This is a genomic window from Moraxella marmotae (genome assembly GCF_042219885.1).
GTDB classification, from domain to species: domain Bacteria; phylum Pseudomonadota; class Gammaproteobacteria; order Pseudomonadales; family Moraxellaceae; genus Moraxella; species Moraxella marmotae.
The window spans coordinates 222768-244108 of the sequence record NZ_JBHJHR010000002.1 but is presented as its reverse complement, the minus strand read 5'-3'; the positions used below and the strand labels follow the sequence as shown (position 1 = coordinate 244108).

Annotated in this window: 20 protein-coding genes; 16 read left to right on the top strand and 4 right to left on the bottom strand. The window is 45.9% G+C overall.

Going from position 1 to position 21341, the window contains the following annotated elements; all coding sequences use genetic code 11:
- The first annotated feature begins 2 nt into the window (after positions 1–2).
- Positions 3–941, top strand: coding sequence for a biotin--[acetyl-CoA-carboxylase] ligase (locus ACFBZI_RS01310; RefSeq protein ID WP_375714668.1), 939 nt, complete (start codon positions 3–5; stop codon positions 939–941).
- 1 nt (position 942) lies between these two features.
- Positions 943–1698: a pantothenate kinase gene (locus ACFBZI_RS01305; RefSeq protein ID WP_375714667.1), complete on the top strand. Its 756-nt coding sequence runs from the start codon at positions 943–945 to the stop codon at positions 1696–1698.
- Positions 1699–2530: 832 nt separating this feature from the next.
- On the opposite strand, the gene ACFBZI_RS01300 is transcribed toward ACFBZI_RS01305, so the two are convergent.
- The gene (locus ACFBZI_RS01300; protein ID WP_375714666.1) at positions 2531–2920 is read right to left on the bottom strand and encodes an MAPEG family protein; all 390 of its coding nucleotides are present in this window, start codon (positions 2918–2920) and stop codon (positions 2531–2533) included.
- Positions 2921–2973: 53 nt separating this feature from the next.
- Positions 2974–3387: an OsmC family protein gene (locus ACFBZI_RS01295; RefSeq protein WP_375714665.1), complete on the bottom strand. Its 414-nt coding sequence runs from the start codon at positions 3385–3387 to the stop codon at positions 2974–2976.
- A gap of 263 nt (positions 3388–3650) precedes the next feature.
- Between ACFBZI_RS01295 and ACFBZI_RS01290 the strand changes: the two genes are divergently transcribed.
- The 10 genes from ACFBZI_RS01290 to ACFBZI_RS01245 all read left to right on the top strand — a co-directional run bounded on the left by ACFBZI_RS01290 (position 3651) and on the right by ACFBZI_RS01245 (position 16267).
- Positions 3651–4142 (top strand): RNA pyrophosphohydrolase, encoded by a 492-nt coding sequence (locus ACFBZI_RS01290; RefSeq protein ID WP_375714664.1) that lies wholly within the window; start codon positions 3651–3653, stop codon positions 4140–4142.
- A 170-nt stretch (positions 4143–4312) separates the two neighbouring features.
- The gene (gene smc / locus ACFBZI_RS01285; protein WP_375714663.1) at positions 4313–7942 is read left to right on the top strand and encodes a chromosome segregation protein SMC; all 3630 of its coding nucleotides are present in this window, start codon (positions 4313–4315) and stop codon (positions 7940–7942) included.
- A 245-nt stretch (positions 7943–8187) separates the two neighbouring features.
- On the top strand, positions 8188–8949 hold the full coding sequence (gene rpsB / locus ACFBZI_RS01280) for a 30S ribosomal protein S2 (protein ID WP_375714662.1): 762 nt from the start codon (positions 8188–8190) through the stop codon (positions 8947–8949).
- A gap of 111 nt (positions 8950–9060) precedes the next feature.
- The gene (gene tsf, locus ACFBZI_RS01275) at positions 9061–9939 is read left to right on the top strand and encodes a translation elongation factor Ts (RefSeq protein ID WP_375714661.1); all 879 of its coding nucleotides are present in this window, start codon (positions 9061–9063) and stop codon (positions 9937–9939) included.
- A 155-nt stretch (positions 9940–10094) separates the two neighbouring features.
- Positions 10095–10748, top strand: coding sequence for an orotate phosphoribosyltransferase (gene pyrE, locus ACFBZI_RS01270; RefSeq protein WP_375714660.1), 654 nt, complete (start codon positions 10095–10097; stop codon positions 10746–10748).
- A gap of 70 nt (positions 10749–10818) precedes the next feature.
- Complete coding sequence (gene gshB / locus ACFBZI_RS01265; protein ID WP_375714659.1) at positions 10819–11778, top strand: glutathione synthase; 960 nt, start codon at positions 10819–10821, stop codon at positions 11776–11778.
- 171 nt (positions 11779–11949) lie between these two features.
- Entirely contained in the window at positions 11950–13038 is a 1089-nt protein-coding gene (gene murG / locus ACFBZI_RS01260) for an undecaprenyldiphospho-muramoylpentapeptide beta-N-acetylglucosaminyltransferase (protein WP_375714658.1), read from the top strand.
- Positions 13039–13133: 95 nt separating this feature from the next.
- Positions 13134–14585 carry a UDP-N-acetylmuramate--L-alanine ligase gene (murC, locus tag ACFBZI_RS01255; RefSeq protein ID WP_375714657.1) on the top strand — a complete coding sequence of 484 codons (1452 nt, stop codon included), beginning with the start codon at positions 13134–13136 and terminating at the stop codon, positions 14583–14585.
- 68 nt (positions 14586–14653) lie between these two features.
- On the top strand, positions 14654–15574 hold the full coding sequence (locus ACFBZI_RS01250) for a D-alanine--D-alanine ligase (RefSeq protein ID WP_375714656.1): 921 nt from the start codon (positions 14654–14656) through the stop codon (positions 15572–15574).
- 12 nt (positions 15575–15586) lie between these two features.
- Complete coding sequence (locus tag ACFBZI_RS01245; protein ID WP_375714655.1) at positions 15587–16267, top strand: M48 family metallopeptidase; 681 nt, start codon at positions 15587–15589, stop codon at positions 16265–16267.
- A 16-nt stretch (positions 16268–16283) separates the two neighbouring features.
- Here ACFBZI_RS01245 and ACFBZI_RS01240 read toward each other — a convergent pair whose 3' ends face one another.
- On the bottom strand, positions 16284–17192 hold the full coding sequence (locus tag ACFBZI_RS01240; protein ID WP_375714654.1) for a hydrogen peroxide-inducible genes activator: 909 nt from the start codon (positions 17190–17192) through the stop codon (positions 16284–16286).
- A gap of 281 nt (positions 17193–17473) precedes the next feature.
- On the opposite strand from ACFBZI_RS01240, the gene ahpC reads away from it, so the two are divergent.
- Positions 17474–18040 carry an alkyl hydroperoxide reductase subunit C gene (gene ahpC / locus ACFBZI_RS01235; protein ID WP_375714653.1) on the top strand — a complete coding sequence of 189 codons (567 nt, stop codon included), beginning with the start codon at positions 17474–17476 and terminating at the stop codon, positions 18038–18040.
- A gap of 217 nt (positions 18041–18257) precedes the next feature.
- On the opposite strand, the gene ACFBZI_RS01230 is transcribed toward ahpC, so the two are convergent.
- Positions 18258–18488, bottom strand: a complete 231-nt coding sequence (locus ACFBZI_RS01230; RefSeq protein WP_375714652.1) for an HP1242/YdcH family protein — start codon at positions 18486–18488, stop codon at positions 18258–18260.
- A 339-nt stretch (positions 18489–18827) separates the two neighbouring features.
- Between ACFBZI_RS01230 and ahpF the strand changes: the two genes are divergently transcribed.
- The 3 genes from ahpF (at position 18828) to iscX (ending at position 21325) form a co-directional block, all read left to right on the top strand.
- Entirely contained in the window at positions 18828–20384 is a 1557-nt protein-coding gene (gene ahpF, locus ACFBZI_RS01225; RefSeq protein WP_375714651.1) for an alkyl hydroperoxide reductase subunit F, read from the top strand.
- 144 nt (positions 20385–20528) lie between these two features.
- Positions 20529–20990, top strand: a complete 462-nt coding sequence (locus ACFBZI_RS01220) for a DMT family transporter (protein ID WP_375714650.1) — start codon at positions 20529–20531, stop codon at positions 20988–20990.
- Between the two features lie 134 nt (positions 20991–21124).
- Positions 21125–21325, top strand: coding sequence for a Fe-S cluster assembly protein IscX (gene iscX / locus ACFBZI_RS01215; protein WP_375714649.1), 201 nt, complete (start codon positions 21125–21127; stop codon positions 21323–21325).
- Positions 21326–21341: the final 16 nt, after the last annotated feature.

The window sequence follows — 21341 nt, the reverse complement described above, 5'->3', positions numbered from 1 at the left end:
CTATGACCATCACGGATTATCCATTTGACTTGCTTTGGCAGCAGATTCAGACCCAGCACCGCCATGACGCCTTGACCGACAGCACCAACACGCAGCTTATCACCGCCATCGCCCAAGGCAAATGCGATCATGGCAAGTGGCATTTGTTCACCGCCGACACGCAGACGGCAGGGCGTGGGCAGCATGGGCGTTCTTGGGTGAGTGCTGGGGGTAATGTGTTTTTGTCTGTTTATGTGCCGATGCAGGGGCAGACGGACGGCTTGGGACTTGCTAAATTGACAGGCATGGTGTCGCTTTTGGTGGGGTTTTATCTTGCCAAAATGCCAGTGATTACCCAAATCAATGCCGCACGAGCTGCCCAAAATTTACCCAAAATTGGCGTCAAATGGGCAAATGACATTGGCCATTATGATGATGAGCGGCATTTATTCCAAAAATTGGCTGGTATTTTGATTGAGCCAGTTTTTACCCAGATTCAACAAAAATCAACGCTGGCAGGCGTGGTGGTCGGTGTGGGTCTGAATGTCAAAAACTGCCCGACCATCGCCGATGGACTGTATCAAGCAAGCAGCCTAAAGGCATTATGGCAAGCGGATTTGGGGCAGCTGCCTGATGCTGATGAGTTATACCGTCCGATTTGCCAAGCGATTTATCAGGCGATTTATCGGCACAACCAAATCACCCATGCTCAAGATAATCACGCCCAAGATGGTCAAGACACGACTGCGATGGCGGCATTTATCACGGCGTTTAATGATGCTCATGTGCTAATGGGGCGTGATGTGTGTATTTATGCTCGTGATGACATGCAAACGGTCAGCCAGTCTGGGCGATGTTTGGGCATTAACGAGCAAGGGGCGTTATTATTAAAAAACGCCAATGGTGTTGAGACCGTTTTTGCTGGTATGGTGCAGGTGGCGGACGATATTGAGAATGGGTAATATGCAAAAAGCGATACAAAAAACAACGCAGACAACACAAACAACCACCGTATTATGGCTAGATTTGGGCAATACACGCCTAAAATATTGGCTGATTAAAGATGGGCAAATCGTCCTATCTGATGCCAAAGAACACCTAAAAGCCCCTGATGAGTTGCTTTTGGGCTTACTTGGGACATTTCGCCATTTTCGCCCAAGTTTTGTGGGCATTTCTAGCGTTTTGGGTGAAAAAATCAATTACGCCATCGCCAAAACTTTGGGTGAGATTGGTGTGGCGTTTGAATTTGCCAAAGTCGATGACAAGCATGCGATGTTGAGCAGTCGTTATGAGCCAACACAGTTGGGCGTGGATCGCTGGCTGCAGATGCTGGGCGTGGTGGATAAGCACCGCAAGCAGTGCGTGATTGGCTGTGGCACGGCATTGACCATTGATGTGATTGATTGCGGTGTGCATTTGGGCGGTTATATTTTGCCAAATCTATATATGCAGCGTCATGCTCTGTATGCTGGCACACAGCAGATTGGCGTCAAGCAAGGGCGATTTGACACCTTATCACTGGGAACAACCACCGATGATGCGGTCAATCATGGCGTGTTATTTGGCGTGGTTGGTGCGGTGGCGAGTGTGCAGCAGGCTTATCCAAATTTTGAGATGATTTTGACAGGCGGCGGTGCGTCCATGCTAAAGCCGCATCTGTCGGGCGTGTCGGTTGATGAAGAGCTGTTATTAAAAGGCTTGCAGCGGTATTTTGGTTAGATTTTGGGTTAAATTGGCGGTTAATTTTGGGACTGATTGTTAGCTGAAGTTTGGTTAAACGATTTGCAAATAAGAATGGTCAAATATTTTTAGATGGCAAGGCATGATATTGCTTGATAAAAAACAATGTTACACATCGCAGCTCAAGTTATGTTAATCTGTTTTTGGAATTGACCAAGTCCTATCAAGGTTTTATACCTTTGCCAAATCACACAGCTATTGATCCGATTGGTATAAATGACACTATCTCCGATGCGATATATGATAGCTGTATATCCCAAAATGCTAAAGGAGAGAATAAACATGAGTGCAAATAAAATCCTTATTATCGCCCCTTTTGTTATAAGCACTATCGTATCAATTGAGTTGGATAAGAAATATTATTTTGATATTTATGAATTTTTTATATTTTTATTTATTTCTTGGACGGTTTTTGTGAATATTTATGATTATGTTCACAACAGAGATATGTTCATACTTGGAAATAAGCTAAAATCAAATGATAGTAAAATATGGAGATTTTATTGGTTTTTATTAATGATTGTAATATATTTGATATTTTTTCTTTATTTCTTGTTTGTGGTTTAGTTTGTAGGTTTAAGATAGGAGATTTAACACTTAAGAGACCCTTTGATGACATCACCCCTGCCTTGCACGCACCCAGTACAAAATTGGCGATATTGTTGGCTGATACGCCTGATGTCAGCGTTGATTTAAGCTACATGGTAGATACCAATATTAAATTGTCAAAAAAATAAAATCTTAAAATTTAAATAGGAATATTCCGCTGAACTTATCACTTTACAGATTTTAACTAAGCACTTAACTTATCCTATACGCCAATTTGATACGCCAAAACAAACAACATCACACAGCAGGCGATGGCAAGTGTGGCGGTAACTTTGCCAAACAGTTGCCACTTTGCCAAACAGCTGACAATAAAGCCCAGCCGAAACAGCACAAAACCCAGCGACAGCATATTAATCACACCAGCAGGCACAAAGGTGTACAAGGCAACGACGACACTGCCCAAAAATATTGGTAAACTTTGAAAACTGCTGATTTTGGCATGATAAAAATTTGTCGCTGTCTGTGTTTGGTGCATATGATTTTGCTGTGCAGCATTGGCAAATACCGCACAGACATAGGGCAATAGGCAAGCAAACAGCACCAAAAGCACGGTCAGTTTGATGCCAGTATTGGCGAATAATGCAATTATCATACAGCCATCACACCATGATCACATGAACAATTAGACAAACAATGGCACAAGCATCAGGCTGCGACAATCTGATAATCGTGCGTGATATTTACGCCGCCATCTGATAGCATTTTGGAAGCAGAACAGTATTTTTCGGCAGACAGTTCGATGGCTTTGGCAAGCTGCGACTCTTTGATGTTGTTGCCTGTCACCACAAAATGCAAATGAATATCGGTATAAACGGCTGGCACAGTATCGGCACGCACCGCACGCATCTGGCAGCGGACATCGTGAATGTCTTGGCGTGATTTTTTCATGATGCTGACCACATCATAGCTGGCACAGCCGCCCAATCCGAGCAAAATCAGCTCCATTGGACTGGCACCAGCGTTTTTGTCGCCATCAATATGCACGCTATGACCTGATGGTGATGTACCGACAAAATGCACGCCATCTTGCCAAACCAATTCTGCATTTAATTGTGCCATAAAACACCCATTTTTATTCATGTATTGATTAAAATTAAGCCAAATTGACCAAACGATTTATTGTACTTGGTTTGGCGGGTTTTGGCAAATTGTTTGCTTGGATTGCTCACAAAATTTCACCAATTGCACAAAAACACGCAAAATACGAATTTATTTTAAAAAACATTACACTTTTTGGCCATTTTTTGGTTTAATAGTCATCAAGTAATCCGCCATGCATTTTGGCGGCATTTAAATTAAATTTATAAATTAAGAGTTAAGTTATGATTGATGCAGACGGATTTCGTCCAAATGTCGGCATCATCTTGGTAAATACACACGGGCAACTTTTGTGGGCAAAGCGTATCGGTCATGACAGTTGGCAATTTCCCCAAGGCGGTATCAGCCGTGGAGAGACGCCGCTTGAAGCGATGTATCGAGAACTGTACGAAGAAGTGGGGCTGCACCCTGAGCATGTAGAAGTGCTGGCAGTAACCCGAGATTGGCTGCGTTATCGCTTGCCAAAACGCTATGTGCGTGCAGGCCAAGAGCCGATGTGTATTGGACAAAAACAAAAATGGTTTTTGTTGTATCTTGATGAGGCGAACACCAAGCACATTCGTTTTGATGTGAGTGTGCCAGAATTTGACGATTGGCAATGGGTGAGTTATTGGTTTCCTTTGACTGGCGTTGTGCCATTTAAGCGAAATGTGTACCAAAAAGCCTTAAGTGAGCTGATTGAGGCAGTGCCTGCCAACCAAGCAAACAACCCATGATATTCCATCATTTACCAAGCCATCATCAGTTGATGATGGTTTTTTGATGTGATTTTAATTAAAAAAACTTTTGAATAAAAAATAAACAAGAAAATTTAAACCAATTGCACCAAGCAATGCGGCATAAATTTTGTTAAAATAACCCACTTTTACCCAAACCTTGAGATTTTATGCGACTAAAATCCCTAAAATTGGCGGGATTCAAATCCTTTGCCAATCCGACCACTTTCACCTTTAAGCACGACATCACCGCCATCGTGGGGCCAAACGGCTGCGGCAAGTCCAATGTCATCGATGCGATCCGCTGGGTGCTGGGCGAAACTTCTGCCAAGCAGCTGCGTGGCGGTGCGATGAGCGATGTGATTTTTGCAGGCGTGGAAGGGCGTGCTGCCAAAAGTCTTGCCAGTGTTGAGCTGGTTTTTGAGCATACCCAAGATGAGACGCACGGCATTCGCCATGAGCTGAATTTGTACCAAGAATTGTCGCTACGCCGTCAAGTTACCAAAGAAGGCAAATCCGATTATTTTATCAACGGACAGCGTGTGCGTCGCCGTGATGTGGTTGATGTGTTTTTGGGGACAGGGCTTGGTGCTCGTAGCTATGCGGTGATTGAGCAGGGCATGATTGGGCGAATTGTCGAATCCAGTCCGATGCAGCTGCGTGAATTTATCGAAGAAGGGGCAGGCGTGTCTCGCTATCAGGTTCGCCGTGCCGATACCGAAAAAAAGCTGATTGAGACCAAAGAAAATCTCAATCGACTGTCCGATTTGCAAGGTGAGCTAAAAAAACAACAAAAGACGCTGATGCGTCAAGCCGAATCTGCCAAGCAGTACCAAGCGTTAAATGATCAATTACAAAGCCTACAAAAAGAAGACCTAATCCGCCGTCTGTTTGAAGCATGGCAGTACCACGAAATAAAAAAAGGCGAGCAAGGCAAATCGGGCGAGAGCTTGGCAAAACTTGAAGCACAAGTAAACAAAGTGCGGCATGAGCTGGATATGTTTTCGGCAAAAGTCGCCGAAGGGCAATGGCTCAAGGACGAAGCTCGTGATAAATATCACAACGCCCAAATGGCAGAGCAAACCGCCCAACATAACTTTTTTACGGTCAATGGTGAGATTGCCCAGAACGAAGAAAAAATCGCCCGCCTAAGTGTGCAGCACGCCGATGCTTTGGCAAATATCGAGCAATCGCAAGCCGAATTGGTGCAAATCAGCGATGAGCTGGACGCCATTTCGCCAGATGTGGCACAAATGCAAGCCAAACTCGATGCCGCCAAACAAAACCAAAGCGATGCCCAAATCGCTTGGCAAAAACAGCGAGACGAACTTCACGCCCTAACCCAAGAAAAAAACCAATTGGATAATCGCCAAAAATTGGCGCAATCACAAAAACAGCGTGTGCAGATCAATTTTGACAAATGGCAAAAACGCAGCGATGAGCTAAAGCAAGCATTGCAAAATATGCCCAATTTGGACAGCGACAAAGCCGATTTGACGCACCAACAATCCTTGGCAGACACGCTAAGACAGCGGCTTGAGCATTTGCAAGACGATGACGAACTAAGGCAAATTGTCGAAAAATTGGGCGAAACCGTCAAAACCTTACAAACAAGCACACAAAGCCAAGAAAAACGCCATGCCACTTTGATGGGCGAGTACGAGATTTTGCACAAACTGGTACACGCCAAAGCCGTGAGCAATCCGCCGCCAGCACCGATGGGTGATGATGCCTTGGCATATCAGGCTTTGCCGACATTGCAGGATAAATTGGCATTGACCAGTGTGGGTGCTGACTATGCCGATGTTTTGGATAAATTTTTGGGCTTTTGGCTAAGTGCCAAGTTAAGCGACAATTTGCCAACACAAATCAGCCAGACTTGGATTGACAAAGATGTCAATTTGATTTTAAAAACTGGCAAAAAAAGCGACAGCGGCATGGCGTCGTCGGCATTGTACGCCAGTGAATTGGTGGCAAATTTGCCAAAAGCCATCAGCGAGCAGTTGATTCGCTTTGATAAACTGTTTAGCACGCCGACGCTTGAGCTGTTTGGCCGCTGCTATTTGTACACAGGCGATGAGCCACTGGCGACGCTTGAGCTTGAGCCTAGTAAGCTGCTTGGCGTGATGATTGTGACCAAAGCAGGCTGGCTGATTGGTAGTTTTGGTATGCTGCACATCAGCAAATTGGGAGCGTCCGACAGCCAGTTTTTGGCAGAGAGAAAAAAACACCTTGAGCGGTTAGAAGTGCTAGAAGATGAGCTAAACGCCCTTGAAGATGAGCTGCAAGCCGCCCAAAAACAGCTCAAGCAAGCCACAGGACAGCTTGAGCATAATAAAGTGGCACTAGAAGAAATCATCGCCCAAAAAACCGCCACGATTCAGCAGCTGCACCACGCCGAGCAAAGCATTGCCGCCTTGTCCGCCAAAATCCAAGCAGCACAAATTCGCCACGAAAATTTTGGCAAACAACAAGCCCAGCTGGACGATGAGCGAGCGGATATTGAGCGAGAATTGAGCGAATTGAATGCCGAATTGCAAGATTGCACGGACAAATTACAAGCATTTGCCCCAAAACTTGAACAGGCCAATCAAGCGATGAGTGTGCAGACGGCACGCATTGATGAGAGCAATTTGGCACTAAAAGCCCAAAACGAAGCTTATCAAACCTTGCAACTGAAATTTGGCACACTCAGCCAAAACAAAACCCATGCCGAGCGACTGCTACAAATGGCACAGCACAGTGCCACCCAAACCCAAGGTGACATCAGTGCCACCCAAAAGCAGCAGGCGATTTTGAATGAAAAATTACCAAAACTTGAAGAAGCACTAAAATCTGCCAAGCTGGTCAGTCATGAGCTAAAAATCACCAGTGATGAATACGAAGCTGCCGCCAAAGCCTTGCAAATCGGACAAAGTAAATTGCAAGATGAGCTGACGCAGGCACACAGCCAATTTGCCGCCGCCCAAGCTGCATCGGCACAAATCAGTGCGGACGCTGCCGTGGGCGAAAGCCGCTTGCAGGATTTGGGCGATGAGCTTTTGCGATTGGATACGGCGTTTAATTTGCCAGCGATGTTGGCGGATTTTCGTGCCAAACCTGAGCAAAACTTTGTGGATAATAGCGATGAGCGTGAAAAAATCAAAGCTCAAATCGCACGACTTGGGGCGGTGAATTTGGCAGCTGCTGCCGAGCTTGCCGAGCTTGAGCTGCGTGTTTCGCCGATGGACGAGCAAATCACCGACATCACCCAAAGCATGGCAAAACTTGAAGATGCCATTCGTGCCATTGATGAAAAAACCAAATCGCTGTTTTTGACGGCACTGGCAGCGGTCAATAAAGAGCTGAATGCCTTGTTTTCTAAGGTGTTTGGCGGCGGTCAGGCAAGTCTTAGCCTGATGGAAGATGACAGCTTATCAAAGGCGGACAAATGGCGAGCGGGTCTGGTGCTGATGGCACAGCCCAAAGGCAAGAAAAATTCACGCCTAGCGGTGCTGTCTGGCGGTGAGAAGACTTTGACGGCACTGAGTTTGATTTTTGCGATTTTTAAGCAGCACCCTGCACCGTTTTGTGTGCTTGATGAGGTGGACGCACCGCTTGACGATGCCAATGTCGCTCGCTTTACAGGGCTGATTCATGAGCTTGCTGACGATGTGCAGTTTATTTTTATTAGCCATAATAAACTTGCCATGCAGACCGCTCAAGAACTCAAAGGCATCACGATGCCAACCGCTGGCATCTCAAGTTTGGTTACTGTTGATTTACAAGAAGCCGAAAAATACCTTGAGCCAAGCGTTTAGCGGATAAAATCGGATAAATTAGTCAAGTTTACCCTTGGCTTTTGGCGGTTTATCTGCTATAATGATGCGTCCATTTTTATCAATGGGCGTATTTTTTAACTCACTTGAAACTACACACACGAAATTATCGCAAATATCGGGGTGTTTGTCAGTTTGAATAATTCATCAATTTGCTGATGAATGCGTGCTGGCAGATTCGATATTTTGGTTTCGTGGAGGCGTAACCCAAACTTTTAGGATTTTTTATGTCAGACAAAAACCCAACTCAAATCTCAATGCGTGACTTGCTAGAAGCAGGTGCTCACTTTGGCCACCAAACTCGTTTTTGGAACCCAAAAATGAGCCAATACATCTTTGGTGCTCGTAACCGCATTCATATCATCAACCTTGAGCATACTGTTAAGCAATTTAACGAAGCTTTGACTTTTGCAAACAAGCAAGCAGCAGCTCGCAACAAGATTTTGTTCGTTGGTACTAAGCGTGCCGCCAGTGCGGTAATCCGTGAGCAAGCTTTGCGTGCGGGCATGCCTTATGTTGATCATCGCTGGTTGGGCGGTATGCTAACCAACTGGAAAACACTTCGCCAGTCAATCACTCGCCTAAAAGAGCTAGAAAAGCAAGCTGAAGACGGTACTTTTGCTAAGCTAACCAAGCGTGAAGCACTAGAGCGTACCCGTCAAATGGAAAAACTAGAGCGTGCTTTGGGCGGTATCAAAGACATGGGTGGCTTGCCAGATGCCTTGTTTGTTATCGATGTGGATCATGAAGCCATCGCTATCAAAGAAGCCAAAAACCTTGGCATTCCAGTTATCGGCATCGTTGATACCAACTCAAACCCAGACAATGTTGATTATGTCATCGCAGCAAACGACGACGCTATCCGTGCCGTAAACCTATATGTTACTGCAATGGCTGATGCCATCATCGCTGGTAAAGAGTATGCAAAAACTCAAGGCGGTGCTGATGTAGCTGCGGTTGAAGCACAAGCTGAACAAGCTGCTGAGTAATTATTTATTCAATTATTCAAGATTTAACATTTAAGCTCGGTAGCTGGGTTTTGGCATCTGATGCCATACTGTTATCGAGCTTATTATCAATACAAATTTAAGGTAATCTAAATGACTCAAGTTTCTGCAAAGCTGGTAAAAGAGCTGCGTGACCGTACTGGTCTTGGTATGATGGAGTGCAAAAAAGCACTTGAAGAAGCAAATGGCGACATCGAACTTGCGATTGACAACCTGCGTAAATCAGGCCAAGCCAAAGCTGCCAAAAAAGCAGGCAACATCGCTGCTGATGGTGCTATCATCATCGCCCAAGGTGCAGGCAAGGCTCTATTGCTAGAAGTAAACTGCCAAACTGACTTCGTGGCAAAAGACGAAAACTTCACTGCATTTGCTAACCAAGTTGCCGAACTTGCTTTGGCAAACAATGTTACCGATGTGGCTGCCATTTCAGCATTGCCATACGCTGACGGTGTTTCTGTTGAAGAAGCTCGTGTGGCATTGGTACAAAAAATCGGTGAAAATATCCAAGTTCGCCGTGCCGAAGTTATCGAAGGTGCTAACCTAGCAGCATACCGCCACGGTTTGCGTATCGGTGTTGTGGTGTCTTATGAAGGCGGTTCAGAAGAAGTGGGTAAAGCGGTTGCAATGCAAGTTGCAGCATTCAACCCATTGGCGGTAAACGAAGCCGATGTTCCTGCCGATATTCTAGCTCGTGAAAAAGACATCATCGAAGCCAAAGCAAAAGAATCTGGCAAGCCAGAAGCGGTAATTGAAAAGATGATTACTGGTGGTATCCAAAAATACCTAAACGAAGTAACTTTGGTAAACCAACCTTATGTTATGGACAATGACAAAAAAGTTGGCGATGTGCTAAAAGCCGAAGGTGCAACTGTTATCAGCTTTAAACGCCTAGAAGTTGGCGAAGGCATCGAGAAAAAGCAAGAAGACTTCGCTGCTGAAGTTGCTGCTGCTCAAGCTGCCGCAAAAGCCTAATTTTGCCTTAAGATTTTATCGCAAAAACAAAACCCAGTTTGTGTATCAAGCTGGGTTTTGTGTCGTCTTTGAATTGTAAAAAATATCCATACAGAGTACAATAGGCAGTGATTTGATACACCAGTGGCACAGGTCATTTATACTAAGGAATTTGTATGTCATCTTTTAACCCCCAACAATTTATTGAAGTTGCCCTAAAAAATAATGTGCTGCGTTTTGGCAGTTTTACCCTAAAATCTGGCCGTGTCAGTCCGTATTTTTTTAATGCAGGATTGCTGGCAACTGGCGAGTTGCTCAGTGTGCTGGCGACTGGCTATGCTGATGCTTTGGCAGCTCATACCGATACCGATGATTTGGTGATTTTTGGGGCGGCGTATAAGGGCATTCCTTTTGTGGCAGCAACCGCTCAAGCCCTGTGGACGCATCACAACATCAACGCCAACTGGGGCTATAACCGCAAAGAAGCCAAAGATCACGGCGAAGGCGGTATGTTGGTTGGTGCTGATTTGTCAGGCAAATCGGTATGGGTGATTGATGATGTGATGACCGCAGGCACAGCGATGCGTGAAGTGGTGGCACTGCTTGACAAGGTAGGAGCAAAAGTTGCTGGCATCATCGTGGCACTGGATCGCAAAGAAAAAGGTCAGGGCGACAAATCCGCCATTCAAGAGCTTGCAGAGTCTTTGCAAGTGCCTGTTTTGGCATTGGTTACGATGGACGACATCACCGATTATGTTGCCAAACATGGCACTGCCGAACAGCTGGCACAAATGCAGGCTTACCGTGAGCAATACGGCGTTAGCGAATAAATTTAACTTTAATTCATATTTAACCAAAATAACTAAATTATTAAAATCACTTTGACTGTTGGATAAGAGAATGAAAACCTTGAATTTTTTGATTGTGATGGACGACATTACAACGATTAATTACAAAAAAGACACCACTTTGGCGATGATGTGGGCAATTAGCGAGCGTGGGCATGGGCTGCATTATTGCCAGATTGCTGATTTGTGGCTGGATAAGGGTAGTTTGAAAGTAGACAGTCAAGCGGTCAGTGTCTATAAAAATCCTGAGCATTTTTATGATTTGGGCGAGATGCAGACTCACGATGCGACTGATTTTGATGTGATTTTGATGCGTAAAGATCCGCCGTTTGATATGAAATTTTTGTACGCTTTGCATCTGCTTGACTATGCCAAGCGTGCTGGTGTGTGGGTGGTCAATGATCCTTTGAGTGTCAAAGACTGCAACGAAAAGCTGTTTGCCACGCAGTTTAGCCAGCTGATGTCGCCAACCATCGTAACGAACAAGCAGACGCATATCCGTGCGTTTATCAATGAGCATCAAGATGTGATTGTTAAGCCCTTGGACGGCATGGGCGGCATGGGGATTTTTCGCTTGACGGCGGACAGTCCAAACATCGGCTCAACGCTTGAGATGCTGACCGAGCTTGGCAGCTTGCCCATCATGGCACAAAAATACATTCCTGCCATCACCGAAGGCGACAAGCGTGTGCTGATTGTGGGTGGTAAGCCTGTGGATTATTGCTTGGCACGCATTCCATCGCAGGGCGAAACTCGTGGCAATCTGGCAGCAGGTGGGCGTGGCGTGGCGATGCCGCTGACCGAGCGTGAGCGACAGCTTGCCGAAGCGGTTGCCCCTGTTTTGTTGGATAAAGGCTTGTATTTTGTGGGCTTAGATGTCATCGGTGGCTTGATTACTGAGATTAATGTTACCAGCCCAACTTGCGTGCGTGAGATTGATGAGCAATGTGGTACGCAGATTGCGGTAGATTTTGTGGCGTTTATCGAAAACAACATTGAGTGCCGCCAGTGATGGGCAACTTGACCAGATTATTTAATAAATATTGAATTAATTATCAATAAAAATAATATATTTTGGTAAGATTTGCTTGATAAATTTTCGCAAAAAATAACTTGAGTTTGGGCAAAAAGTCATTCAAAATAGCACATTGATAATGCTAAGATTGATAAGTTGGACGCTTTTATGACAAAAAAAATGAATGTGCTAATGATGGCGGCAGGTACAGGCGGTCATGTCTTTCCTGCGTTGGCGGTGGCAGATGAGCTGGCACGCCGTGGGGCGGTGATTCACTGGCTGGGTACGCCAACTGGTATGGAAAATGGCTTGGTTGCCAAGCATGGTTATCAGATGCACACCATCGAGATGCAGGGCTTGCGTGGTAAGGGCTTGGCACGCATGGTGAAGCTGCCATTTATGCTACTAAAGGCGGTGTTGGCGGCACGCAATATTATCCAAAGCCAGCAAATCGATGTGGTGGTGGGTTTTGGTGGCTATGTAACTGCTCCCGGTGGTCTGGCTGCCAAACTGTGCAAAGTGCCGCTAATTATCCACGAACAAAACGCCATCGCTGGCATGAGCAATAAAAACCTAGCACGCCATGCCGATAAGGTGTTGCAGGCGTTTGATGGGGCGTTTGTGGCAGATGCCAAAAAGGTCATCACCGTGGGCAATCCTGTTCGCCGAGCCATCAGTGATATCATGCCGCCACAGCAGCGTTATTTGCAGGACGAATCTCCACTAAAAGTGCTGGTGGTTGGCGGTTCGCTGGGTGCGATGGCGATTAACCAAGCCATTGTTGAGATGCTTGGCGTTGTCAATCGTCCGCTATCTGTTCGCCATCAGTGCGGCAAGGACAACCATGAGCAGATGCTGGTGGCTTATTCACAAGCCCAAATCGATGCCAACAAACACACCCTTGAGCTGATGCCATTTATCGATGACATGGCGGCGGCGTATGCGTGGGCAGATGTGATTGTTTGCCGAGCGGGAGCATTGACCGTTACCGAAATCCAGACCGCTGGCGTGGCGGCGATTTTTGTGCCATTGCCGCACGCTGTCGATGATCACCAGACAGCCAATGCTCGTGTGCTGGTTGATGCGGACGCTGCCATTTTGATGCCGCAATCCACGCTGACAGGGCAGACGCTTGCCGAGATAATCGATGGGCTTGATCGTGATACTTGCCGACAAATGGCAATCGCCGCTAGGTTACAGGCTCGTGATTGTGTTGATAAGCAAGTCGCCGATGTGATTGCAAGTTTTGTCAAATAACTGATAAAACAATTGTTATAAAAATTAACACAGTAATTGATACAACCACCGATAACATCATTCCTATTTACCACCTTATCAAGGATAATCTTAGAATGTCAGAAACCAAATCGCTCCCAAAACGCTTAATTGAAATTCCAGAAATGCGACGCATCAAAACCATTCACTTTGTGGGAATTGGTGGAGCTGGCATGTGTGGCATCGCTGAAGTGCTTGCCAACCAAGGCTATAAAGTAACAGGTTCGGACATCAAGACCAGTGTGGTAACTGACCGACTGGTTAGCCTGGGTATTGTCGTCTATATCGGACACGATGCAGGCAATATCAGTAATGCCGATGTGGTGGTGGTGTCATCTGCCATTGACAAGAGCAATCCTGAAATCCAAGCAGCACTACAAGCTCGCTTGCCTGTGGTACGCCGTGCCGATATGCTGGGCGAGCTGATGCGTTATCGCCATAGTATCGCTGTGGCAGGGGCGCATGGCAAGACCACCACCACCAGCATGCTGACGATGATGCTGACCGAAGCTGGACTGGATCCAACCTATGTGATTGGTGGTAAATTAAACGCATCTGGCAAAAATGCCGCATTGGGGCAATCTCGCTACTTGGTGGCAGAAGCTGACGAATCGGACGCATCGTTTTTGTCCTTGCGTCCGATGGCGGCGATTGTAACCAACATTGACGAAGACCATATGGATACTTATGAAGGCAGTTTTGATAAGCTCAAACAAGCCTATATCCAATTTTTGCAAAATATGCCATTTTATGGCTTGGCGGCAATCTGTGGCGATGATGAAGTGCTGCTTAGCATGATTGATGATATTGCTCGCCCAGTGCTGACCTTTGGTTTGCAGTCGCATAATGATGTGCAGGCGGTGGATTTATCGGTTGAAGGCACAAAAACGCATTTTACCGTACTGCGTAAAGACCGTGAGCCGCTGCGTCTGACGCTGAACATTCCAGGTGAGCATAATGTTTATAATGCTCTAGCGGCGATTACACTGGCAACTGATGAAGGCGTGGGCGATGATGCCATTATCCGTGCGTTGTCAAAATTTGCAGGTGTCGGTCGTCGTTTTGAGCATCAAGCGACTGTCGTCATTGATGATGGCGATGTTTTGTTGATTGATGATTATGGCCATCACCCGACCGAAGTGGCAGCGACCATCAAGGCTGCTCGCCAAAGTTACCCTGAACGCCGCTTGGTGCTGATGTTCCAGCCGCACCGCTATAGCCGCACTCGTGATTGCTTTGATGAGTTTGTGGAAGTACTGTCTGGCGTTGATGAGCTGCTACTGCTCGATGTTTATCCTGCTGGTGAGTTGCCGATTGTCGGTGCAGACACCAAGGCGTTGGCACGCAGTATCCGCCATCGTGGTCAAGTTGAGCCGACTTTGGTGGATAAAGATAACCTTGCCCCTGTCATGCAGCGTGTGCTGCGAGCAGGCGATATGCTTATCACTCAAGGTGCGGGCAATGTGGGGCAAATTTGTCTGGATTTAAGAGATAATGATTTGTACCTAAATGCAGATGCAGCGGTCTAATTTATTCCAGTAATTTATTAGTTATCCTTAATAAAAATAGCTTAAAGAGAAAACAAAAGAGAAAATATATGACAACTCAATCCATCAATCCACAAAACTTTGGTAAAGTTGCTGTCGTCTGTGGTGGCTTTAGCAGTGAGCGAGAAGTATCGCTAAATAGCGGCAAAGCTGTGCTAAATGCTTTATTATCAAAAGGTGTGGACGCTTATCATTTTGACCCAGCTGAAACCGACATTTCGACTTTGCGTGGTTATGACCGTGTGTTTAATGTCTTGCACGGCACTTTTGGCGAAGATGGCAGCTTGCAAGGCGTGTTGGACGGTTTTAAGATTCCCTACACAGGCTGTGGCGTGTTGGCATCTGCCATTGCTATGGATAAATTTCGCTGCCGTCTGCTGTGGCAGGCGTTGAATTTGCCCAATGTGCCGTATGTGGTGCTGGACGATGAGACGGATTTTGATGCCGTTGAACGCCAACTGGGTTTGCCGTTGTTTGTCAAGCCAGCCGCCGAAGGCAGTAGCGTGGGCGTGATGATGATCGAAGAAGCAGGTGGTCTTGCCAAGGCTTATCCGACACTCAAGCAATATCATGGGGCGATTTTGGCAGAAAAAGCCATCACAGGTGGCGAATATGCCTGCTCATTGCTGGGCGATGACGCCTTGCCGAGCATTCGCATTATCCCAACAGGCAAATTCTACGACTACGAAGCCAAATATCTGCGTGATGATACAGTGTATCAATGCCCATCGGACTTGACCGCCGAGCAAGAACAACAAATGCAAAAAATCGCCAAACAAGCATTTGCCGCCATCGGTGGTAAGGGCTGGTCTCGTGTGGACTTTTTGAAGGGCGATGATGGCACTTTGTATTTGCTTGAGCTAAACACCGTGCCGGGCATGACCGATCACAGTCTTGTACCGATGGCTGCCAAGGCTCGTGGCATTGATTTTGCCGAATTGTGTGTGCGTATTTTGGCACAGACTTTGTAATTTATCCGCCCAATGCACCCGTTATCCGCTGCCATGATTGAGCTGAATGAGCGTTTTGCCAATCATGGCATGTCGCTGTTTATCACTAATAAAGCGGTAAAAAATATCAATTTTCGCATCAAAGCCGATGGGCTGCACATCAGCACGCCACGCCACATCAGCCAAGAGCGGCTGATAGCAGCGATAGACAGTCGCATGGATTGGGCGGTGCGGACACATCAGGCTTTGATTGCCAAAAACCAATCACCGCCACGACTATGGGGCGAGATTTTTGATGCCAAAGCGTGGCTGCACGAGCGGCGGACGCTGATTCATGCACGCACTTTTCGCCGACTGGACACTTTGGACGATGAGCAGATGCTGCTGGATTGGATTTATCGAGATGAAATTTCACGGCTTTTGCCAGAGTTATTGGACAAATGGCAGCCTGTGGTCGGCAAATCCGCCACAGCCATCTGCCTAAAAAAGATGTCCAGTCGCTGGGGCAGCTGCAATGTACGCACCGCCAAAATTGCCCTAAGTACCAATTTGGCCGCCTATCCTGTCGGCTGTTTGGCGTATGTTTTGGTGCATGAATTGTGCCATTTGCACCACGCCAATCACAGTCAGGCATTTTGGGCGAGCGTCAAAAAAGCCATGCCAGATTATCAGTATTGGCATGGCTTACTCAAATCACGACACGGCAGTCTTTAGCTTTTAGCTTTGATTTTTAGTTTTGGCTTTGTTCGCTTTGATTGAGCGTCTGGCGGAAAATTTCGCTAAGCAGTCGCACATCATTGACCCGAGCGTAGTTTAGGCGAGTGATGAACGCCAAGCGTCTGTGCGGCCCCGGCTCTGCCAGTGGCACAGCGTGAATGGCCTTATTGTCATTAAGCTGATCCAATGCCATTTTTGGCACCAGCGTCGTCCCCATGCCAGCCAGACTCATCTGAATCAGCGTATTAAGACTGGCATCTGAAAAACTTGAGCGGATTTCGCTTTTGCTCAAGGCGCACACCGACAGCACTTGGTCGGTCAAACAATGCCCTTCGCCCAATAGTAGCAGATTGGTTTTTGACAAATCATCGCTGTTAATTTTGCCCATGCTGATGTGCGTATCGTTTTCTGGCAAGATGGCAAAAAAATCTTCCGCCCAAAATTCAAAAGCGTGCAAGCCGTCCAGTGGATACGGCAGGGCGATGATGGCGGTGTCAATGTGTCCATAGCGGACTTGGTCGATGAGTCGCTCGGTCTGCTTTTCGATGACCGACAGCTCAAAATTCGGATACTGGCTTTTGAGCGTTGGCAATACTTTGGGCAGCAGATAAGGGGCAATCGTTGGAATGATGCCGATGGTCATCGGATACGCCAGCGGCACTTGGTGGCTGTGAGCTCTGGTGATTAAGTCATTGATTTCACTAGAAATGCGTTGTGCTCGCTCCAGCAGCTCTTCGCCGATGGGTGTGATTAGCACTTGCTTGTTATTACGCTCAAAAATCTGGGTGTCCAGTTGTTTTTCTAGCTCGGCGATGCCTAGGCTGAGTGCAGATTGTGAGATGTTGCATTCTTCGGCAGCTCGCTTAAAATGGCGATGCTTGGCAACCGCAAGGGCAAATTCTAATTGGCGAAGCGTAATCATAATCGTCCTTATCCTTATAAAGTCTGGGCTAAAAAAGCGTTTTGGTAATTTTTGGCAATAATGCTATCAACGAATACCATCAATCAATATTACCAATAAATATTGCCATGGCTAATTGCTGCTATTGTACCTAAGTTTGATAAAATAAAACAACATATTTGGAAGTTTTAACTGTTGAAAATGGATAATTTTGTTGTATTATAACCATGAGCCAAGACAAAGCCGAGCGGTTTTCGTTTTGGTTGTTTAGTCAATTTAGCCAAACTAAAAAGGGTAATATTATGGCAGCAATTATCAATCAACAAATTCCTGAGTTTTCAACCCAAGCCTATGTAAACGGCGAGTTCAAAACCATCACTTCTGAAGATGTCAAAGGCGGCTGGGCGATTTTCCTATTCTACCCACACGACTTTACTTTCGTTTGCCCAACTGAGCTTGAAGACATGGCAGCTCATTACGAAGAGCTAAAAGCACTTGGCGTAGAAGTGTATGCCGTATCTACTGACACGCATTTTGTACACAAAGCATGGCACGATTCATCACCAGCGATTTCAAAAGTACAATACCCAATGCTTGGCGACGGTACTGGCAAAATCACTCGTGGCTTTAACATCATGATCGAAGAAGACAACGCTGCATTGCGTGGTACTTTCCTAGTTGATCCAGATGGTTTCATCAAAGTTGCTGAAATCCACGATCTAGGCATCGGCCGTTCTGCCAAAGACATGGTTCGCAAAGTCAAAGCCGCTCAATATGTGCGTGAAAACGACGGCGAAGTTTGCCCAGCAGCATGGGAAGCGGGTCAAGAAACTTTGAAACCAAGCCTAGACCTAGTTGGTAAAATCTAATTTATCTTTTTAGATAATATTAGTTATAAACCCCAAGCCTTGATGGTTTGGGGTTTTTGTTTGCTCATCATTGCTTATCATTTTTAAATGACATTTTGGGTTTGAAATTGGTGATTTGCCAAGAGTTTAGCAAAATTTATCACAAGAAAAAGCCTGCACGCAAGGCACAGGCTTAATGGGCATGATTAACTGATAAAATCAGCAATCAATTGGCGAATTATGCTTCGCTTTCTAGGCTTTCTAGATAAACACGCAACTCATCTTTTAGGTGAAGTTTTTTGTGTTTCATTTCGTCAATTTCAGCTTTACGGCTAACAGAAGCCACTGGATCGCTTTCTAGTTTTTCGATTTCAGTGTCCAGCTCGTTATGCTCGTCAAAAAGTTTTTGGAAATGTAGATCACCTTCAGCTTTTAGCTTGGTCATCAAATCTCTGTATTCTGGTAACATGGTATTCTCCCAAGGATTGTGCCGACAGCATCAACGAATCACCAATGAACGATCAATGGAGTATCCACAGATAAACGCCAGCATTTTTAGTGTTAATCTTGTGATTATATTAGCAAGAATGCCGCCAATTATCAAGTTAAATCAACATCATTTGTAATTTTTGTGCCAAAGGTTTGGCAAAAGGCGTTGATGATTTGATGATTGTGATAACAGTGTTTTAAATTCCTAAATTTTTTAATCATGATGGTTTTGTTATAATGAACGCATATTGTGGCAAGCAGCCATTTCATCATTAATGACAACATTCATCAACAACAGCAAAGACACAGAGAGAGCAATATGTTAGATCAAGGTTTATTAGACGCTGTCAAATCTTATAGCAGCAACATGACTCGCCCAATCCAGCTGGTTATCGGTCAAGGTGAACACCCAAAGCGTGGCGAATTGGTGGATTTTTTGACCAAAATCGCTGGCACAACCGACAAAATCACCTTTGATGCTGCCATCACTGATGCCAACTTGACGCCAATGAGTTTTAAAATCACTACCGAAAACCGTGATACAGGCATCGTTTTTAGTGGCATTCCGGGTGGTCATGAGTTTACTTCATTGATTTTGGCGATTTTGCAGGCAGGCGGACACACGCTAAAATTGGACGAAGGTATCCAAAATTTGGTCAAACGCATCAAAGCACCGCTAAAATTCCAAACTTTTGTTTCACTATCGTGCCACAACTGCCCAGATGTGGTGCAGGCGTTGAACCAATTTGCCATCTTAAATGACGGCATCGAAAACGAAATGATTGACGGCGGCGTATTCCCTGAATTGGTTGCCGAAAAAGGCATTCAGGGCGTGCCAGCGGTATTTTTGAACGGCAAACCATTTGCCAACGGTAAAGTGGACACTGCCAAATTGATCGAAAAATTGCAAGAGCAATATCCAGATTTGCTGGCAGCCAGCGATGAGCCACAGCTTGAAACCCAAGATGTAACCGTCATCGGCGGCGGTCCTGCAGGTTCGGCGGCGGCGATTTATACCGCTCGTAAGGGGCTGCGTGTGGCGATGGTTGCCGATCGCATCGGTGGTCAAGTCAAGGACACGCAAGATATTGAGAACTTGATTTCTATTCCTTTGACCAATGGCAACACTTTGGCGGCAAATTTGGCAACGCACATCAAAGAATATAACATCACCGTCAAAGAGCATGTCAGCGTGTCAGCCATCGAAGAAGTCAAGGGCGGTTATCAAGTTACGCTAAATACAGGTGCTAGCTGGACTTCACGCACCATTATCCTTGCCACAGGGGCAAAATGGCGTAAACTTGGCGTCAAAGGCGAAGATGAGAACATTGGTAATGGCGTGGCGTATTGCCCACATTGCGACGGTCCATTCTTTAAGGGTAAAGATGTGGCGGTTATCGGCGGCGGCAACTCAGGTGTGGAAGCGGCGTTGGATTTGGCAGGTATTGTCAAGCATGTAACTATCCTTGAGTTTGGCGATACTTTGCGTGCCGACCAAGTACTGGTGGACAAAGCCCAAGCTCGTGATAATATCACCATCATCAAATCTGCCGCCACCCAAGAGATTACCACAGATGGCAGCAAGGTCAATGCCTTGATTTATCAAGATCGCACTTCAGGCGAAAACAAAACCTTGCCACTGTCGGCAGTATTTGTCCAAATCGGCTTGGTACCAAACTCTGAAATCGCCAAAGGCTTGGTAAAAACCACCGCCCAAGGTGAGATTGAGATTGACACCAAATGCCGCACTGACAAACCGGGGATTTTTGCTTGTGGCGATGTAACCACCGTGCCATATAAGCAAATCAACATTGCCATGGGCGAAGGTTCAAAAGCTGGCCTGTCTGCCTTTGAATATTTGATGATGAACAGCTAAATTGTTTTGATATTCATTAACAAATAGCCATCAAAACACACCACCACCAAACATGCTCTGACCGCTTGGCAGGGCGTGTTTGTTTTGGCAAATGGAGTGTTTTGGTGTATGATGGCGACTTATTAATCAGATACAGGTGCAATGATGCAATATGTTTATTGGTTGATGGCCTTTGCCGTGGGCATGGGTTCGGCGGTGCAGGCAGCGATTAACGCCAGATTGGCACACGGCTTGGGCAATCAGACGCTGTCGGCGGCGTTTGTGTCGTTTCTTATCGGTACGCTGTGCTTGGCGGCGGTGATGCTGTATCAAAACAACTTTAGCGGACTGCTGGATAATTTATCAACTCAGCCGTGGTGGCGGTGGCTTGGCGGCATCATTGGTGCAGGTTTTGTGTTTTCGATGGCGATGCTTGCCCCAAAGATTGGTTTGGTAAATATGGTATTTTTGGTCATCTTAGGGCAGCTGGTTGCAGGCATGGCGATTGATTTGTTTGGTTTGATTCAGATGCCTGTTCGACCTTTGTCTTGGTACAAATATCTGGGCATGGCGGTGATGCTGGTTGGCTTATTGGTGCTTATGTTTGGCGATAGAATTAAGGCATAACACCGACTTAACTGGGCAATGTGTGCCATGTGTGCTATAATTTGCCAAATTTTACGGCTAATTTGACAAGCCAATTTATAAATCATTTTTTAAACCATTGAAAATTTGGTTAAATCATTGAATAAAAAGCGGAGATGACGATGCTTACTTGGCAAGACACTTTGGATATCGCAATCGCCTTGGCAGAAAAATACCCCGATGAAGATGTGCAATACATTCGCTTTACCGATTTGCACCGCTATGTCTGCGAGCTGGCGGAGTTTGGCGATGATCCGAACAAATCCAATGAGCGTATCTTGGAAGCAATCCAAATGGCGTGGCTGGACGAATTGTAATCATCACGCACTCTGT

Bases quoted from the DNA above. Each gene is read 5' to 3' on its own strand.
- ACFBZI_RS01310 (WP_375714668.1), top strand. From the start codon at position 3: ATGACCATCACGGATTATCCATTTGACTTGCTTTGGCAGCAGATTCAG.
- rpsB (WP_375714662.1), top strand. From the start codon at position 8,188: ATGTCAGACAAAAACCCAACTCAAATCTCAATGCGTGACTTGCTAGAA.
- pyrE (WP_375714660.1), top strand. From the start codon at position 10,095: ATGTCATCTTTTAACCCCCAACAATTTATTGAAGTTGCCCTAAAAAAT.
- ACFBZI_RS01245 (WP_375714655.1), top strand. From the start codon at position 15,587: ATGCACCCGTTATCCGCTGCCATGATTGAGCTGAATGAGCGTTTTGCC.
- smc (WP_375714663.1), top strand. From the start codon at position 4,313: ATGCGACTAAAATCCCTAAAATTGGCGGGATTCAAATCCTTTGCCAAT.
- murG (WP_375714658.1), top strand. From the start codon at position 11,950: ATGACAAAAAAAATGAATGTGCTAATGATGGCGGCAGGTACAGGCGGT.
- ACFBZI_RS01290 (WP_375714664.1), top strand. From the start codon at position 3,651: ATGATTGATGCAGACGGATTTCGTCCAAATGTCGGCATCATCTTGGTA.
- ACFBZI_RS01295 (WP_375714665.1), bottom strand. From the start codon at position 3,387: ATGGCACAATTAAATGCAGAATTGGTTTGGCAAGATGGCGTGCATTTT.
- ahpF (WP_375714651.1), top strand. From the start codon at position 18,828: ATGTTAGATCAAGGTTTATTAGACGCTGTCAAATCTTATAGCAGCAAC.
- ACFBZI_RS01240 (WP_375714654.1), bottom strand. From the start codon at position 17,192: ATGATTACGCTTCGCCAATTAGAATTTGCCCTTGCGGTTGCCAAGCAT.
- ACFBZI_RS01250 (WP_375714656.1), top strand. From the start codon at position 14,654: ATGACAACTCAATCCATCAATCCACAAAACTTTGGTAAAGTTGCTGTC.
- ACFBZI_RS01305 (WP_375714667.1), top strand. From the start codon at position 943: ATGCAAAAAGCGATACAAAAAACAACGCAGACAACACAAACAACCACC.
- ACFBZI_RS01300 (WP_375714666.1), bottom strand. From the start codon at position 2,920: ATGATAATTGCATTATTCGCCAATACTGGCATCAAACTGACCGTGCTT.
- murC (WP_375714657.1), top strand. From the start codon at position 13,134: ATGTCAGAAACCAAATCGCTCCCAAAACGCTTAATTGAAATTCCAGAA.
- ACFBZI_RS01230 (WP_375714652.1), bottom strand. From the start codon at position 18,488: ATGTTACCAGAATACAGAGATTTGATGACCAAGCTAAAAGCTGAAGGT.
- ACFBZI_RS01220 (WP_375714650.1), top strand. From the start codon at position 20,529: ATGCAATATGTTTATTGGTTGATGGCCTTTGCCGTGGGCATGGGTTCG.
- tsf (WP_375714661.1), top strand. From the start codon at position 9,061: ATGACTCAAGTTTCTGCAAAGCTGGTAAAAGAGCTGCGTGACCGTACT.
- gshB (WP_375714659.1), top strand. From the start codon at position 10,819: ATGAAAACCTTGAATTTTTTGATTGTGATGGACGACATTACAACGATT.
- ahpC (WP_375714653.1), top strand. From the start codon at position 17,474: ATGGCAGCAATTATCAATCAACAAATTCCTGAGTTTTCAACCCAAGCC.
- iscX (WP_375714649.1), top strand. From the start codon at position 21,125: ATGACGATGCTTACTTGGCAAGACACTTTGGATATCGCAATCGCCTTG.